Raw genomic sequence first — 15,630 nt, forward strand, 5'->3', positions numbered from 1 at the left:
AAGTGAGTATTTATTTACCAATTGCTGAAATGTCACTCAATATGCTGATCTTGATTGGTATGGGAGTCGTTGCTGGTTTTTTTTCAGGACTTTTTGGAATCGGTGGTGGGTTTCTTATCACGCCGTTATTGATTTTTTATAATATTCCTCCTGCTATTGCTGTTGGAACAGGTGCTAACCAGATGATTGCTTCATCTGTAACAGGAGCAATTACACATTTTAGAAGACGTACGCTCGATATTAAACTTGGTATTCTTTTGGCGATTGGAGGAGGGATTGGTTCTTTAATCGGGATTCAGGTTTTCTCTGTTTTGAAAAAGTTAGGTCAATTAGACTTAATGATTTCGCTTCTTTATGTGATTCTTCTTGGAAGTGTAGGAAGCTTGATGATCGTTGAAAGTTGGTATGATATGATGCGCAAGCGTAAGGCAGGAAAAGCCAATATTCGTCTTGCTGGTCGACATAATTGGATTCATCGCTTACCCTTAAAAATGCGTTTTCGGACATCTATGATATATGTTAGCATTATTCCAGTTTTAGGGATTGGTCTCATTGTGGGGTTGTTGTCTTCTATTATGGGAATTGGTGGGGGGTTCTTTATGATACCAGCATTGATTTATCTTCTGCGTGTTCCAACCAGTGTGGTGATTGGGACTTCACTTTTTCAGATTACATTTGTGTCTTCTTTCACGACAGTTTTGCAAAGTATGACTAATCAGTCCGTTGATATTGTCTTGGCTTTTTTGTTAATGCTTGGAGGAAGTATTGGTGCGCAATATGGAACACGGGTTGGACGGAAGTTAAAGGCTGAACAATTGCGTATGGCACTTGCATTTTTAGTGTTGATTGTGTGTATGCGTCTTGCTTTTCAATTATTTATACGCCCTGATAATCTTTTCTCTCTGGATATTCTTATGAGATAAAAATGGGTAGATTATTTTCTTTATACATCATTACAGGTTGCTTTTGTTTTATTTCTTTTTCTACATGGTCACATGTTGGGACGCCAGCTACATTCATTGATCAAGTTGACCACGAAACTGTCCAAATTATTGTAACAACGAATACGATTACTGTGGATGCAAATTTTGCTGGTCGTGATCTTTATATTGCTGGTGTTTTAGAAAATATTGATCCGTTATATTCTCGACAGAACCGTTATGATATTGTTGTAAGCTTGGAGGGACAAGATCGGACAATGGTGATGCGAGAAAAAAAACGCAATGCCGGTGTATGGGTCAATACAGATTCTCTTATTTTTAAAAAGGTTCCTCTTTTTTACTCTATGGTCACAACACGTGAAATTGATGATATTACGAGCATTGAAGATTATAAACGCTTAGGGTTAGGATTACTCTATTTGCCATTGCAGACGGATGAACAAGATCAGAAAAAAATACAAATCTTTCGCGATGAACTTATAAAATTGCAAAAAGCTAAAAGCCTTTATTATGAGGAAGTGGGTGGGGTTCGTTTTGGTTCTGACACACTTTTCACAGCGCATTTTCGTTTGCCAGCAAATATCCCAGTTGGACATTATAAAGTTCGTGCTTATCTTTTTCGTGATGGACAGTTTATTGATAGTGCAACAACGACTCTTGAAATTGTTAAAGCACATATCACCTATACAATTTTTTATGCAGCGCACAAGTATCGTTTTTTATACGGTATTGTTGCAGTGATTATTGCTATTACTACAGGATTTTTGTGTCGTTTGATTTTTCGAAAAGATTAACGCAAGGAAAATGTTAAGGCTTTTATTTTTTATGAAAAATTCGTAAGATAAGAAAAATAGGCACAACAACAATAGCTCCTGTCATAGTTATATGGAAGAAATTTGTAAGCGTTATAAATCCTGCTTCCCATAGTGATTGAAAAAAATCGACTATTTTTTGTATGAGGTTTTGAGGTGTCCATCCCAAAAAATTCATTACGATACCAATGAAGAATGAAAGGATAAGCAATTTTAGACTAACGCGGCGTGATTTTCCTCCAAGAAACGCATGAAAAGAATCTAATAATTTTTTTTTTCGCTTCATTTTAATATACTTTCAAAGATCGTGTTTTTTATTGTATTATCATGGTACAGCGATGTTATTATCATAAAGGAAAAACATTTTTTTATTTTTTCTTACTTTTTGAGTTTATCACCTTAGTCTGGTTAACGGTGCTGGTTTTTGAAATATACACATGTTTTATTGCATTTTTTGCGATATTTTCATGGCGCTTCTTTTATTAAATGAAGGGATATCCTTTCGTCTCGAGAATTTGTAGAGAAATTTTATAACGTTTCAGCATTTCTTATCAGAGTGAGAGTTCTAGTATATTGAAGATTTTGTAACGAACTTATTATTGTCGTGTATAGAAATAATATTTCAAGACAGTTTACTTAAAAAAAGACTATCTATTCTAATAAGGGTATGCTTATATAGGTATTATATTTAGATATTTCAACCTTAGTGCATTGAAAAGATCTTTTTTTCTGAAAAAATGTAAGCAATGAATTGAGTGTTGTTAAAGGAGCAAAGATATTAAAAATACGATGTGGAAAAAAGTTTTGTTATGTGTGGGTGCGTAAAGGAATATCAGGGGGAGCCTATGCTCCTTTTATTTAGAAATAAAATATAATTTAAAAGCTGTTATTTGGCAGAGGATTATGGAAAAATTCAAAATTCCTCTTGTAGGGGGAGGAGGTCATGTCGGTTGATGGGTGAATTTTCCTGTTTTGTTAAAATGTCAAATTGTTAGTAGAGCTCTTTGTTATTAAGGCGCTTAAGCTAACAAAGAAGAGTCTTTTGATGGCATAAAAAGGCGAGAGGAAAGAAGAGACAAGCTTACCCGACAAAAGAGAGAAAATAGTGGTTTTATAGTCTTCAATCGTAGGCGTTATGACATCATGAATAGGCTCTGTTATGGGGGGGAGCATTCATTGTATGTCAGAGTGTTTGTTGTTGCATGTTTTGGTTTGTCTTGGCTTATAGCCATGGGTAGAAGTCTGTGGTTGGTAAGTGGTGTTGTTTGAAGGTTTTAATAATACTTTGTTTGAGGCGCTTATGGATCATCTAACCTTATTATTAAGCATATGCTTGTTGTGTGGGAAATTTATATAGTAAACTTTAAAAGGAAAAGTCTATGAACTTGAAGAAAAAAATATTACAAAATAGCAGCTCTCTTGTTTCTGCTTTTATAGCTTTGGCGATGGTTGCACAACAAGTTTCAGCAAAAACACCCGCTGATACCCTTGTGATGGCTTGGAATCTTGATGCAATTAGTACATTTGATCCCGCACAACTTAATGATGTTTATGGAAGTGAAATTGTTCGCAATGTTTGTGATAATTTGGTCAGTACTGCGACAGATGATCCTGCTAAAATGGTTCCCGCTTTAGCAACACATTGGGATGTTTCAGGTGATGATCACAGTACGGTGATTACTTTTCATTTACGTGATGGTTTGAAGTTTAATGATGGTCGATCAGCCAATGCTAATGATCTTCTTTGGAGTATGAAGCGGATTGTCAAATTGAAGATGGGTAATGCGGCAATTTTTAATGAATATGGAATTACAGAGCAAAATGTTGATGATGCTTTGCAAGCCCCAGATAAGAAAACAGTGGTGATGAAATTTGATAAGCCTTATCCAGCAGAGCTCATTCTTAATAATATTGTTGCAAGTCCGGCAACAGCTTTGCTTGATCGTCAGACAATTATGAAGCATGAAAAAGATGGCGATTTTGGAAATCAGTATTTGAAAAGTCATGCTGCTTGTGTTGGTCCTTATCAGTTAAAAAGTTGGCGCTCTGGAGAAGCTCTTTTGTTGCGTGCAAGCTCTCACTATTGGGGACAAGCGCCTAAACTGAAGCAGATTTTAATTCGCCATGTTGCAGAGCCCGGAACACAACGTTTGTTGTTGCAAAAGCACGATATTGATGTTGCTCGTGATTTGACACCTGAAGATCTTGCAGATCTGCAAAAAACAACAGATGTTAAAATCGAAGAAGTGTTAGAACCATCTATGATGTACTGGGGATTTAACATGACAAATCCTATTTTTGCTAAGGAAAAAGTGCGTTTGGCGATGCGTTATCTCATAGATTATGAAGGTCTTGGCAAGAAGCTTCTCAAAGGTGTTGGTGTTCCACGGGCCAGTTTTATTCCTCTTGGCAACTTTGGGGCTTTAGATGAAAAAGAAGGGCAACCCTTTAAACTTGATATTGCAAAAGCCAAGCAGCTTTTAGCAGAAGCTGGTTATCCAAATGGATTTGAGGCAAATTTTCTCGTATCAAATGCTCCTTATAGGGTGTTAGTTGCTCAGTCACTCCAAGATAGTGCCGCAAAGGCAGGGGTGCGTCTTAAAATTGAACGGATGGCCGGTACACAGTTGTTTTCTAAACTTTATGCACGGGCTTTTGATACGATTTTTGTCGGATGGAATAATGATTCTGCGGATCCTCATACAATGGCTTCACGTCTTGTTTATAATCCAGATAATCGGCTTGAGGCAAAAAATACCGCCTATCCTAGTTGGCAATATGGGTATTTGGATGAAACGATGAATCAAAAGGTTCAGGATGCATTGTTTCAAAAAGATCCGCAAAAACGGGCACAACTCTATGCTGATTTACAACGTGAATTGATGCAAAAAGGACCTTATGCGTTTATCTTTCAGAAATATACTGTTATCGCGATGACGCCTGATATCAAAAAGTGGGTTTGGAATAGTGCGCCACATATTTTTTATAGTAAAATTGAAAAATAAGAGTGTCTTCAATGCTGTTCAATAGATAAAGGGCATCGTCATGATATATTCGGCGTATTGTATAAATTTTCAAGTTTTGCAATGCGTCGAAGATCATAGGTAATGCGTGATATATTGTTGAATGTCTTTTCAAGACATTCGTTTAAAGATATTTTTCATTCTCATTAGAGGTGTATTTAAGTGGATGTTAAGATCGATATTTCAATTTTTCTGAATTAGAAAGTGGTCAATTTATTTGTTAAAAAACTGAGAGTAACATAAAAAAACTAAGTGTAACAAATATCGCGGAATTTAGTGGTGCTAAAGGTGCAAAGGTTTTGCTGTGTTGAAGGAAAGTTTTGTTATGGGGGTACACAAGGGATATCAGTTTTTTATGGTGTTTATATTTTCTTTTGCTTTGAAAGATGATGAGATGTCATTTGGAGGGTGTTATTTTACGGGGAGTGATGAAAAAATTAAATTTTCTTTTGAAGAAGGAATAAAAGTCGTTGCATTTGGCAAACTAACGAATTTTTCTGTTTTATCAAATCGTCAAATTATTATGAAGGCTCGTTGTTATTAAGGTACTTGAGCTAAAAGGGGTAGTGCTTTGATGGTATAGAAAACGCCGGAAGAAATACGAGACAAGCTTGCTTAACAAGATAGAAAAAATACAGGTTTTATAGTCTTCAATAGTAGGCGTTATGATATCGTGGTTAAGCTCTGTTGTTGGTGAGCGTTCATTGTATATCAGAGTGTTTTCCTTTGTATGTTTTAGTTTGGCTTATAAGTGTAGACAGGAGGAGTCATTGACAAGAGGTGCTTGTTCTTGAAGGTTTTAAAGTTTGATCTTTAGGAGCCTATCGTTCGTCTAAACTTAATTATTAAGCACGTTTTGCTGCATGGGGAATTTATACAATAAACGTTAAAAGGAAAATTCTATGAACGTGAAAGGTTCTATGAACGTGAAAAGAAAAATATTGAAAAAGGGCGGTTCTTTTGTTTCTGCTGTTCTTGCAATGGGGATGTTTGTGCAACAAGTTTCAGCAAAAACACCTGCCGATACGCTTGTGATGGCTTGGAATCTCGATCCAATAAGTACATTTGACCCTGCACAACTCAATGACCGTTATGGAATTGAATTGGTTAACAATATTTGTGATAATTTAGTCGTTTCTGCTACAGATGATGCTACTAAAATGGTTCCCTCGTTAGCGAAGAGTTGGGATGTTTCAAGTGATGATCAGAGTACTGTGATTACTTTTCATTTGCGTGATGGTTTGAAGTTCAACGATGGTCGTCCTGCGAATGCCAATGATCTTGTTTGGGGTATGAAGCGGGTTGTCAAATTGAAATTGTCTAATGCGGCAACATTTAATGAATATGGGATTACAGAACAAAACGTTGATGAGGCTTTTCAAGCACCGGATGACAAATCGGTGGTGATGAAATTTGATAAACCTTATCCAGCAGAGCTCATTCTTAGCAATATTTCCACTAATCGCACTGCTGCCTTGCTGGATCGTGAGACACTCATGAAAAACGAACAAGATGGTGATATGGGAAACCGTTATTTGGCAAGTCATTCTGCTTGTGTTGGTCCTTATCAGCTAGAGAGTTGGCGTCCTGGAGAAGGGATTTTGTTGCGTGCAAGCTCCAATTATTGGGGGGAGGTGCCTAAATTAAAGAAGATTTTAATTCGCCATGTTGCGGAACCTGGAACGCAACGTTTATTATTGGAAAAACACGATATCGATGTTGCACGTAATCTGATGCCAGAGGATTTGGCAGATCTTCAAGCAACAACGGATATTAAAGTTGAAAAAGTGTTGGCGCCCTCCATGATCATATGGGGGTTTAATACGACGAACCCTATTTTTGCCAATGAAAAAGTGCGTTTAGCGATGCGCTATCTTATTGACTATGAAGGACTCGGTAAGACTCTTCTCAAAGATGTTGGTATTCCACGTGCAAGTTTTATTCCTCTTGGTAATCTTGGGGCTTTGGATGAAAAAGAAGGACAACCCTTTAAACTTGATCTCCCAAAAGCAAAGCAACTTTTAACAGAGGCAGGTTATCCAGATGGTTTTGAGGCCAGTATTTTTGCCGGTGCCTCTCCTTATCCTTTTGCTTTGCCTATTGCTCAGTCTCTCCAAGACAATGCAAAAAAGGTGGGGGTGCGTTTTAAAATTGAACGTTTCGTAGGCACGCAGTTATTTTCAAAATTTTATGCGCGTGGTTTTGATACGATTTTTTTCGGATGGAATAATGGCTCTGCGGATCCCCATACAATGGCTTCACGTCTTATTTACAATCCTGATAATCGGTTTGAGGCTAAAAATACAGGCTATGCGAGTTGGTGCCATGGGTATTTGGATGAAACTATGAATCAAAAGGTTCAAGATGCGTTGTTTCAAAAAGATCCAAAAAAACGGGCGCAAATGTATGCTGATTTGCAACGTGAATTTATGCAGAAAGGACCTTATGCTTTTATCTATCAGACATATGTTTCTGTAGCGATGACACCTGATGTCAAAAAATGGGTTTGGAATAGTGCACCACGTATTTTTTATAGTGCAATTGAAAAATAAGAAGGATCAGGTTTATAAAATATAAAAAACATGATCATGATATATTTGATGTATTGCAAAGCTCTTTAACACTTTGCAATACGTTGAATTTTATCGGGAATGGATTTCTATGTTGTGTAGAGAATTTTATTTCAAAACATTCTATTGGGAAGAAAGGTTATTTATCTCGATAAATTCTACGTGTATAGATATTAATATTTTATATTTCAATTTATGTGTATAAAAAAGTAATAAATTTGTTTGTTGCAAAAGACAGGTGTAACGAATAAAGCAAAATTTAGTGTTTCTGAAAAAATGGGGGACTTTAAAATGTTTTAGTGAAAAAACTATTTTATGCAGATACGTGGGGAAACATCACGCTACTCTTCTTATACCTCAGTACACTCCTTATGACTTAAAATATGATAATCTATAGGTTCGAAGCTGTTATTTGATACGGAGTTATAATAAAGTTTGAATTTTCTTCTGAAAAAGGGTGAAAGTGGTTACTAAAAAATTTATTCAGAATCATCAAAATATTAAATTGTCTTGAGGTTTTTGAAGCAATTAGAGTAGCGCTTTGATGATACTTTTTAGAAAATAGCAAGAAGAAACTTGAAGAAGAAATCTTTTTGATGAAGCAAAGAAGAATTTTGGCCTGATATGCTCTGAATTGTAAGTGCCGTGATGTCGCGTGCTATCGTGCGTGATAGCTTTATTTTAATCAGATCGTTTTGCGTTGCATATGTTCATTTGTCCTATACGTGTTCGGGGGGATGAGCTTTTGAAAAGTGGTTGCTGCTCTTGGAAGTTTTGATGTTTTACCTCTAGGAGGCGTGTTTTCTAAGCATGATCTTATCATTTTTGCATGTTGTCACATGGGAAGTTATACAATAACCTTAAACCTTAAAAGGAAAATTCTATGAACGTGAAAAGAAAAATATTGAAAAAGGGCAGTTCTTTTGTTTCTGCTGTTCTTGCAATGGGGATGTTTGTGCAACAAGTTTCAGCGAAAACACCTGCTGATACGCTTGTGATGGCTTGGAATCTTGATACAATAAGTACATTTGATCCCGCACAAATCAATGATCGTTATGGTAATGAAGTTCTTGTCAATGTTTGTGATAATTTAGTCGTTTCTGCTACAGATGATGCTGCTAAAATGGTTCCTTCGTTAGCAAAGAGTTGGGATGTTTCAAGTGATGATCAGAGTACTGTGATTACTTTTCATTTGCGTGATGGTTTGAAGTTCAACGATGGTCGTCCTGCGAATGCTAATGATCTGATTTGGAGCATGAAGCGGGTTGTTCAATTGAAGATGGCTACTGCGGCGACATTTAATGAATATGGGATTACAGAACAAAACGTTGATGAGGCTTTTCAAGCACCGGATGACAAAACGGTGGTGATGAAATTTGATAAACCTTATCCAGCAGAGCTTATTCTTAGCCATTTTGCCACTAGTCGTACTCTTGCTTTGCTTGATCGTGAGACACTCATGAAACACGAAAAAAATGGTGATATGGGAAACCGGTATTTGGCAAGTCATTCTGCTTGTGTTGGTCCTTATCAGCTAGAGAGTTGGCGTCCTGGAGAAGGGATTTTGTTGCGTGCAAGCTCCAATTATTGGGGGGAGGCGCCTAAATTGAAGAAGATTTTAATTCGCCATGTTGCGGAACCTGGAACGCAACGTTTATTGTTGCAAAAACACGATATCGATGTTGCACGTAATCTGATGCCAGAGGATTTGGCAGATCTTCAAGCAACAACGGATATTAAAGTTGAAAGAGTGTTAGAGCCATCCGTGATCATATGGGGGTTCAATGTGACAAATCCAATTTTTGCCAATGAAAAAGTACGTTTAGCGATGCGCTATCTTATTGACTATGAAGGACTCGGTAAGACTCTTCTCAAAGATGTTGGTATTCCACGTGCAAGTTTTATTCCTCTTGGTAATCTTGGGGCTTTGGATGAAAAAGAAGGACAACCCTTTAAACTTGATCTCCCAAAAGCAAAGCAACTTTTAACAGAGGCAGGTTATCCTGATGGTTTTGAGGCCAGTATTTTTGCTGGTGCCTCTCCTTATCCTTTTGCTTTGCCTATTGCTCAGTCCCTCCAAGACAATGCAAAAAAGGTGGGGGTGCGTTTTAAAATTGAACGTTTCGTAGGCACGCAGTTATTTTCAAAACTATCTGCACGTACTTTTGATACGATTTTTTTCGGATGGAATAATGATTCTGCGGATCCCCATACAATGGCTTCACGTCTTATTTACAATCCTGATAATCGGTTTGAGGCTAAAAATACAGGCTATGCGAGTTGGTGCCATGGGTATTTGGATGAAACTATGAATCAAAAGGTTCAAGATGCGTTGTTTCAAAAAGATCCAAAAAAACGGGCGCAAATGTATGCTGATTTGCAACGTGAATTTATGCAGAAAGGACCTTATGCTTTTATCTATCAGACGTATCACACGATAGCGATGACACCTGATGTTAAAAAATGGGTTTGGAATAGTGCACCACGTATTTTTTATAGTGCAATTGAAAAATAAGAAGGATCAGGTTTATAAAATATAAAAAACATGATCATGATATATTTGATGTATTGCAAAGCTCTTTAACACTTTGCAATACGTTGAATTTTATCTGGAATGGATTTCTATGTTGTGTAGAGAATTTTATTTCAGGAATTCTTATAAAAGATGTGTTTGTGTGAATGTTAAGATTGAATATTTAAACTTCTATTGATACAATTTTCGAATGAAATAATGACTCTAGATATCCCCATAAAACGGCTTCAAGTTTTTTTACAACCCTGATAATCGATTTGAAATTAAAAATATAAACTACTCTAGCCGGTGTTATGGGTATTTTGATGAAGCTATAAATCAAAAGTTTAAAGATGTGTTGTTTCAAAAAGATTCACAGAAACGGGCGTAAAGAATTGAAAAATGGTAAGTTTGTTTAGTGAAAAAACAGGTGTAACAAATGTGGCAGAATTCACTGTTTCCGAAATAGCAGGGGCCCTAAAGCGTGTTGTTGAAGAAAAGTTTGGTTATGTACGGGTACGTGGGGAGATATCAGGTTACCGTGGTACTCATGCTTCGGGACATGCTTATTTTGCTTTAAAAGATGATAAGGCACGGTTGGAAGCTGTTATTTGGCGTGGAATGATGGAAAAGCTCAAATTTCCTCCTGAAGAAGGGATGGAAGTGATTGCTGTTGGTAAACTTACGACGTATCCAGGATCATCGAAATATCAAATTGTCATTGAGGCTCTTGAACCAACAGGGATTGGTGCTTTGATGACACTCCTTGAAAATCGTAAGAAAAAGTTTTTAGAAGAAGGCTTGTTTGATGAAGCTAAGAAAAAAACTTTGCCTTATATGCCTCGAACTATAGGCGTTGTAACATCACCAACAGGTGCTGTTATTCGTGATATTATTCACCGTATATCCGATCGTTTTCCGTTGCATATTTTGGTTTGGCCTGTACGTGTTCAGGGGGAAACAAGTGGGAAAGAAGTGGCTGTTGCTGTTGAAGGTTTTAATGCGTTGCCTTTAGGAGGAGTTATTCCTAAGCCTGATCTTATTATTGTTGCACGGGGAGGGGGAAGTTTAGAAGATTTGTGGGGGTTTAATGACGAAGCTGTTGTTCGTGCTGTTTATGAATCTTCTCTTCCTGTTATTTCTGCTGTTGGGCATGAAACGGACTGGACCTTGATTGATTATGTGGCTGATTGGCGTGCTCCAACTCCCACCGCCGCAGCAGAACGGGCTGTTCCTGTTAAGCTTGATCTTGAGGTGCTGGTGGCATCGCTTGCTGCACGTTTGCGCAAGGGACTAGCGCGTTATTTGGATTTTTATCGACAAAAATTGCGAGCTACTCTACGAGCTCTTCCGACTGCCGATCAACTTTTTGCTCTACCACGGCGTGGTTTGGATGAAACTTCAAGTCGATTGCAGCGTGCTCTTTGTGTGAGCTACGATAAAAAACGTTTTTCTTTTCATGCACTTGGTGTGCGTCTTTCACCGCGTTTGTTAAATAGTGAAAAAGCACAACGCAATACAAAGGAATATACGGCACGTCTTCAGCGTGCTTTTGTGCGTAGTGTGGAAAAACAACGTGCTGGGTTAGAGGTAGTATCTAGGCTTTTAAAAAGCACTTCATATCAGAATATTTTGGAGCGCGGTTTTGTTTTGGCTTTGGGGAAAGAGAATAAGCCCATTAAACGCTTGGCTCAGTTTCCAGAAACAGGGCACATAAATTTACGTTTTTTTGATGGAGATATCAGTGTTGCAACACAAGAGCCTATTTCCGCTAAACGTTCAAAACACAAGCAAATAAAGTCGCCTAGCGATGATCAAGGAATGCTCTTTTAATACGAGGGTTAATGCCATGCTTGCGGAAGGTCTTCTTAAGGGAGTGGATGGAAAAGTTCGTTGCGCATGGGCTGGAACGGATCCACTTTATTGTGCTTATCATGATACCGAATGGGGAAAGCCTATTTTTGAGGATATTCGTTTGTTTGAGAAAATTTGTCTTGAAGGTTTCCAAGCGGGACTTTCTTGGTTTACAATTTTAAAAAAACGCTTTTTTTTTCGCATTGCATTTGATCACTTTGACTTTGAAAAGATTGTTCATTATGATGAGCTAAAGGTGCAAATGTTAATGCAGAATAAAGACATTGTTCGCCATCAAGGAAAAATTCAATCAGTGCTTAATAACGCATTGAGAGCACAAGAAATTATAACAGAGTGGGGAAGTTTGTCCCACTATTTTTGGTCTTTTCAGCCACCACCATCAGAGCGTTATGAAAAAATAGATTTTCAAACACTGTTGGCTAACCCTATGACACCTGCTTCTCTTCGTCTTTCTCAAGACTTGAAGAAACGTGGCTGGACATTCGTTGGTCCCACAATTTGTTATGCTTTTATGCAGTCCGTAGGGATTGTTAATGATCATCTTGAAGGATGTTTTTGTCGATAAATTGGCAAACTGTCTTTTGTAAGAGTAATGATCAATAGGATAATAATTGAATTATTTAATAAATGTATAGATTATACAATTTCACTGTATAAGATAATTGAAATATACAAACTATACAATATTAATGATTTTCTACTGTTGTTGGCACTAAAAACGATAAAGGTATAATTTTGAGGATGAAAAAACAGACGCCAAAAGGAGTGATACCTTAACTGTTATGTATCTGAAGTGAGATAATGGTAATATCTTGTATGTTTTAAAGAAACATTTAGTACACCAAAACCCATTTCGCGGTGGCGCCTGTGAATGGTACAACGGTAAATCCATTGAGCACCTCCATCTTTACGCTTATGAAGGAGCAAATCGGCACCATCACACACTTTACTAGCTCTCAATGTTGTGCAACAGTCTTTGGCATTTGTAATGGTTGAGAAGAGTTTTTTTTATTTCTGTTAATGACATGACCGTTATAATTAATGAATATTTTATTCATGCTTATTGACGAATGCAAAGTGGTTTTTAGATGGGGTGCTGTTGTTGCATTGTTTTACTTTGCTTGTATGACTGTCGGTTTATTTATATGTAGGTCGATTGCTCAATGCTTACCTAGGTAATAAAAATAAAATACAGCGATGAAAAATTGAAGTTAAATGACTCAAGCTGCTTGTGTTGGGTTTTATTATCTGATAGCTTTCCTCTATTAGTAGAGTGATCTTGCCGCGTGTGCGCTCCAATTTTTTGGAAGATGATTAAGCTCATGCAGGCTTGTATCCACTACATTGCTTCGTTGAATCTCTGTATGTTTCCGCTGGAAACGAGAGTTCTGTTGCTGTATGTTGTTTTATGCTCTATTTTTATAGTGGCAAAGCAATGATGCACACTAAAGTTTAGAAGGGTTTATATTCGTTATGTCTTTAGGGGGGAAGCGTCTAATGAATTTTGTTTTTATCAATGGGGGAATGCATTTTAGTGTGTATTCTTTTATTGTAAGCTTTATTTCTCAAAAGATAAAGCGTGGAAGGAATGATTCTTCTCATTTTTCTTTTATCTTTGTTAACGCGTTTGGTTTTGTTGGTAAAAACGTAAAACTTTTGACACTTATTTTTCAAAAGATTAAGCAGCTTTTTGTGGGGGGATGGCGTTTTAGAAAAGATATTTTCTTATGTCTTTCTGCTATTCCAGTGTCGTTTTTGTCATGTAGTAAAGATGCGCCGCATCTTGAAACTGAGTGTTTGAGGGGGATAACTATTTTTAAAGTTTGCATATTTTATTTTAAATATCGCCTAAAGGAATAGAATAATGAATTCATAAATTTTTGCGTAATGATTTTTTAAAGCTCACTATTTTTTGGGGCGATAAGGCTTATTGATGATTAATAGGGAACTGATATAGTGCATTATCATATGCAAAGAAAGGTTATGAAAAGAATGTAATACTGGTTAGCAAAACATATATTGTATGTTCGCTATGGTTTATTGAGACGTAAGTCAATGAATTTATCAAGTAGATGACTCTGTGTAGGTGATTAAAAATATAAGCGATTAGAACGTATTTATTCAATGTTATAATTATAAATTTGCTATATTATTTCAGCGTCATTAATTGATAAAAAATAAATAAAGGGAAAAGTTTATGAACTTGAAGAAAACAATATTGAAAAGTAGCAGCTCTCTTGTTGCTGCTCTTATGGCTTTGGGGGTAGTTGTACAACAGGTTTCAGCAAAAACACCGGCTAATACCCTTGTGATGGCTTGGAATCTTGATGCAATCAGTACGTTTGATCCCGCCCAAAGCAATGATGTTTATGCAAGTGAAATTATTTACAATATTTGTGATAACTTGGTGAGTACTGCGACAGATGATCCTGCTAAAATAGTTCCTGCTTTAGCAACGCATTGGGATGTTTCAGGTGATGATCACAGTACGATGATTACTTTTCATTTGCGTGATGGTTTGAAGTTTAATGATGGCAGATCAGCCAATGCCAATGATCTTGTTTGGGGTATGAAGCGGATTGTCAAATTGAAGATGGGTAATGCGGCAATTTTTAATGAATATGGAATTACAGAACAAAATGTTGATGATGCTTTGCAAGCTCCTGATAAGAAAACAGTTGTGATGAAATTTGATAAGCCTTATCCAGCAGAGCTTATTCTTAATAATATTGTTGCGAGTCGTGCAACAGCTTTGCTTGATCGTAAGACGATTATGAAACACGAAAAAGATGGCGATTTTGGAAATCAGTATTTGAAGAGTCATGCTGCTTGTGTTGGTCCTTATCAGTTAAAAAGTTGGCGCCCTAGAGAAGCTCTTTTGTTGCGTGCAAGCTCTCACTATTGGGGACAAGCACCTAAACTGAAGCAGATTTTAATTCGCCATGTTGCAGAGCCCGGAACACAACGCTTGTTGTTGCAAAAACATGATATTGATGTTGCTCGTAATTTGACACCTGAAGATCTTGCAGATCTGCAAAAAACAACAGATGTTAAAGTTGAAAGAGTGTTAGTGCCAACTATGATGTACTGGGGATTCAATACGACGAATCCTATTTTTGCTAAGGAAAAAGTACGCTTGGCGATGCGTTATCTCATAGACTATGAAGGTCTAGGCAAGAAGCTTCTTAAAGGGATTGGTATTCCACGGGCCAGTTTTATTCCTCTTGGTAATTTTGGGGCGTTAGATGAAAAAGAGGGGCAACCCTTTAAGCTTGATATTCAAAAAGCAAAACAGCTTTTAGCAGAGGCCGGTTATCCGAACGGATTTGAGGCAAATTTTATTGTCTCAAACACTCCTTATACTTTGTTACTTGCTCAATCACTTCAAGATAGTGCTGCACAGGCGGGCGTGCGTCTTAAAATTGAACGTGTAGCAGGTACACAGTTGTTTTCAAAAGTGAATGCACGGGCTTTTGATACGGCTTTTATCGGATGGAATAATGATTCTGTGGATCCTCATACAATGGCTTCACGTCTTATTTTCAATCCAGATAATCGGCTTGAGGCTAAAAATACAGCCTATCCTAGTTGGAAGCATGGGTATTTTGATGCCAAGATGAATCAAAAAGTTGAAGAGGCGCTGTTTCAAAAAGATCCGCAAAAACGGGCACAACTCTATGCTGATTTACAACGTGAATTGATGCAAAAAGGACCTTATGCGTTTATTTTTCAACAATATAGCGTTGTCGCGATGACGCCTGATGTCAAAAAGTGGGTTTGGAATAGTGCACCGCGTATTTTTTATAGTGCAATTGAAAAATAAGTGTGTCTTTTTAATGTTATCAAAACTAAAAAGAGCTTAATCATAATTGCATGATGAAAATATTCTCCCATATA

At 37.1% G+C, this 15,630-nt stretch carries 10 protein-coding genes and 1 pseudogene; 9 read left to right on the top strand and 2 right to left on the bottom strand.

What is annotated here, in order from left to right:
* Window positions 1-2 precede the first annotated feature (2 nt).
* Both ACFIK7_RS07560 and ACFIK7_RS07565 read left to right on the top strand, forming a co-directional pair.
* Window positions 3-923: a sulfite exporter TauE/SafE family protein gene (locus tag ACFIK7_RS07560; protein WP_375613503.1), complete on the top strand. Its 921-nt coding sequence runs from the start codon at window positions 3-5 to the stop codon at window positions 921-923.
* Between the two features lie 2 nt (window positions 924-925).
* Window positions 926-1,735: a TIGR02186 family protein gene (locus tag ACFIK7_RS07565; RefSeq protein ID WP_273790722.1), complete on the top strand. Its 810-nt coding sequence runs from the start codon at window positions 926-928 to the stop codon at window positions 1,733-1,735.
* 22 nt (window positions 1,736-1,757) lie between these two features.
* Here ACFIK7_RS07565 and ACFIK7_RS07570 read toward each other — a convergent pair whose 3' ends face one another.
* On the bottom strand, window positions 1,758-2,039 hold the full coding sequence (locus tag ACFIK7_RS07570; RefSeq protein ID WP_375612268.1) for a DUF6460 domain-containing protein: 282 nt from the start codon (window positions 2,037-2,039) through the stop codon (window positions 1,758-1,760).
* Between the two features lie 1,093 nt (window positions 2,040-3,132).
* On the opposite strand from ACFIK7_RS07570, the gene ACFIK7_RS07575 reads away from it, so the two are divergent.
* The 6 genes from ACFIK7_RS07575 to ACFIK7_RS07600 all read left to right on the top strand — a co-directional run bounded on the left by ACFIK7_RS07575 (window position 3,133) and on the right by ACFIK7_RS07600 (window position 12,298).
* Complete coding sequence (locus tag ACFIK7_RS07575; protein WP_375612269.1) at window positions 3,133-4,758, top strand: ABC transporter substrate-binding protein; 1,626 nt, start codon at window positions 3,133-3,135, stop codon at window positions 4,756-4,758.
* A gap of 373 nt (window positions 4,759-5,131) precedes the next feature.
* The gene (locus ACFIK7_RS07580; RefSeq protein WP_375663189.1) at window positions 5,132-5,320 is read left to right on the top strand and encodes a hypothetical protein; all 189 of its coding nucleotides are present in this window, start codon (window positions 5,132-5,134) and stop codon (window positions 5,318-5,320) included.
* Between the two features lie 376 nt (window positions 5,321-5,696).
* On the top strand, window positions 5,697-7,328 hold the full coding sequence (locus ACFIK7_RS07585; RefSeq protein WP_375663192.1) for an ABC transporter substrate-binding protein: 1,632 nt from the start codon (window positions 5,697-5,699) through the stop codon (window positions 7,326-7,328).
* A gap of 901 nt (window positions 7,329-8,229) precedes the next feature.
* Window positions 8,230-9,861 (top strand): ABC transporter substrate-binding protein, encoded by a 1,632-nt coding sequence (locus ACFIK7_RS07590; protein WP_375659726.1) that lies wholly within the window; start codon window positions 8,230-8,232, stop codon window positions 9,859-9,861.
* 399 nt (window positions 9,862-10,260) lie between these two features.
* Complete coding sequence (gene xseA / locus ACFIK7_RS07595; RefSeq protein WP_375631717.1) at window positions 10,261-11,691, top strand: exodeoxyribonuclease VII large subunit; 1,431 nt, start codon at window positions 10,261-10,263, stop codon at window positions 11,689-11,691.
* A complete protein-coding gene (locus tag ACFIK7_RS07600; RefSeq protein WP_375657937.1) occupies window positions 11,669-12,298 on the top strand; it encodes a DNA-3-methyladenine glycosylase I in 630 nt (209 codons plus the stop codon). Before xseA ends, ACFIK7_RS07600 begins: the two co-directional genes overlap by 23 nt.
* Before the next feature lie 245 nt (window positions 12,299-12,543).
* Here ACFIK7_RS07600 and ACFIK7_RS07605 read toward each other — a convergent pair.
* Window positions 12,544-12,723: pseudogene (locus tag ACFIK7_RS07605) on the bottom strand (integrase); the annotation flags it as partial.
* 1,207 nt (window positions 12,724-13,930) lie between these two features.
* Here ACFIK7_RS07605 and ACFIK7_RS07610 point away from each other — a divergent pair.
* On the top strand, window positions 13,931-15,556 hold the full coding sequence (locus ACFIK7_RS07610; protein WP_375663190.1) for an ABC transporter substrate-binding protein: 1,626 nt from the start codon (window positions 13,931-13,933) through the stop codon (window positions 15,554-15,556).
* Window positions 15,557-15,630 lie beyond the last annotated feature (74 nt).

This window comes from Bartonella sp. CL266QHHD (assembly GCF_042195355.1).
In the GTDB taxonomy this organism is placed as follows: Bacteria; Pseudomonadota; Alphaproteobacteria; order Rhizobiales; family Rhizobiaceae; genus Bartonella.

Bases quoted from the DNA above. Each gene is read 5' to 3' on its own strand.
- ACFIK7_RS07570 (WP_375612268.1), bottom strand. From the start codon at position 2,039: ATGAAGCGAAAAAAAAAATTATTAGATTCTTTTCATGCGTTTCTTGGA.
- ACFIK7_RS07565 (WP_273790722.1), top strand. From the start codon at position 926: ATGGGTAGATTATTTTCTTTATACATCATTACAGGTTGCTTTTGTTTT.
- ACFIK7_RS07575 (WP_375612269.1), top strand. From the start codon at position 3,133: ATGAACTTGAAGAAAAAAATATTACAAAATAGCAGCTCTCTTGTTTCT.
- ACFIK7_RS07600 (WP_375657937.1), top strand. From the start codon at position 11,669: ATGATCAAGGAATGCTCTTTTAATACGAGGGTTAATGCCATGCTTGCG.
- xseA (WP_375631717.1), top strand. From the start codon at position 10,261: ATGGTAAGTTTGTTTAGTGAAAAAACAGGTGTAACAAATGTGGCAGAA.
- ACFIK7_RS07580 (WP_375663189.1), top strand. From the start codon at position 5,132: ATGGTGTTTATATTTTCTTTTGCTTTGAAAGATGATGAGATGTCATTT.
- ACFIK7_RS07590 (WP_375659726.1), top strand. From the start codon at position 8,230: ATGAACGTGAAAAGAAAAATATTGAAAAAGGGCAGTTCTTTTGTTTCT.
- ACFIK7_RS07610 (WP_375663190.1), top strand. From the start codon at position 13,931: ATGAACTTGAAGAAAACAATATTGAAAAGTAGCAGCTCTCTTGTTGCT.
- ACFIK7_RS07585 (WP_375663192.1), top strand. From the start codon at position 5,697: ATGAACGTGAAAAGAAAAATATTGAAAAAGGGCGGTTCTTTTGTTTCT.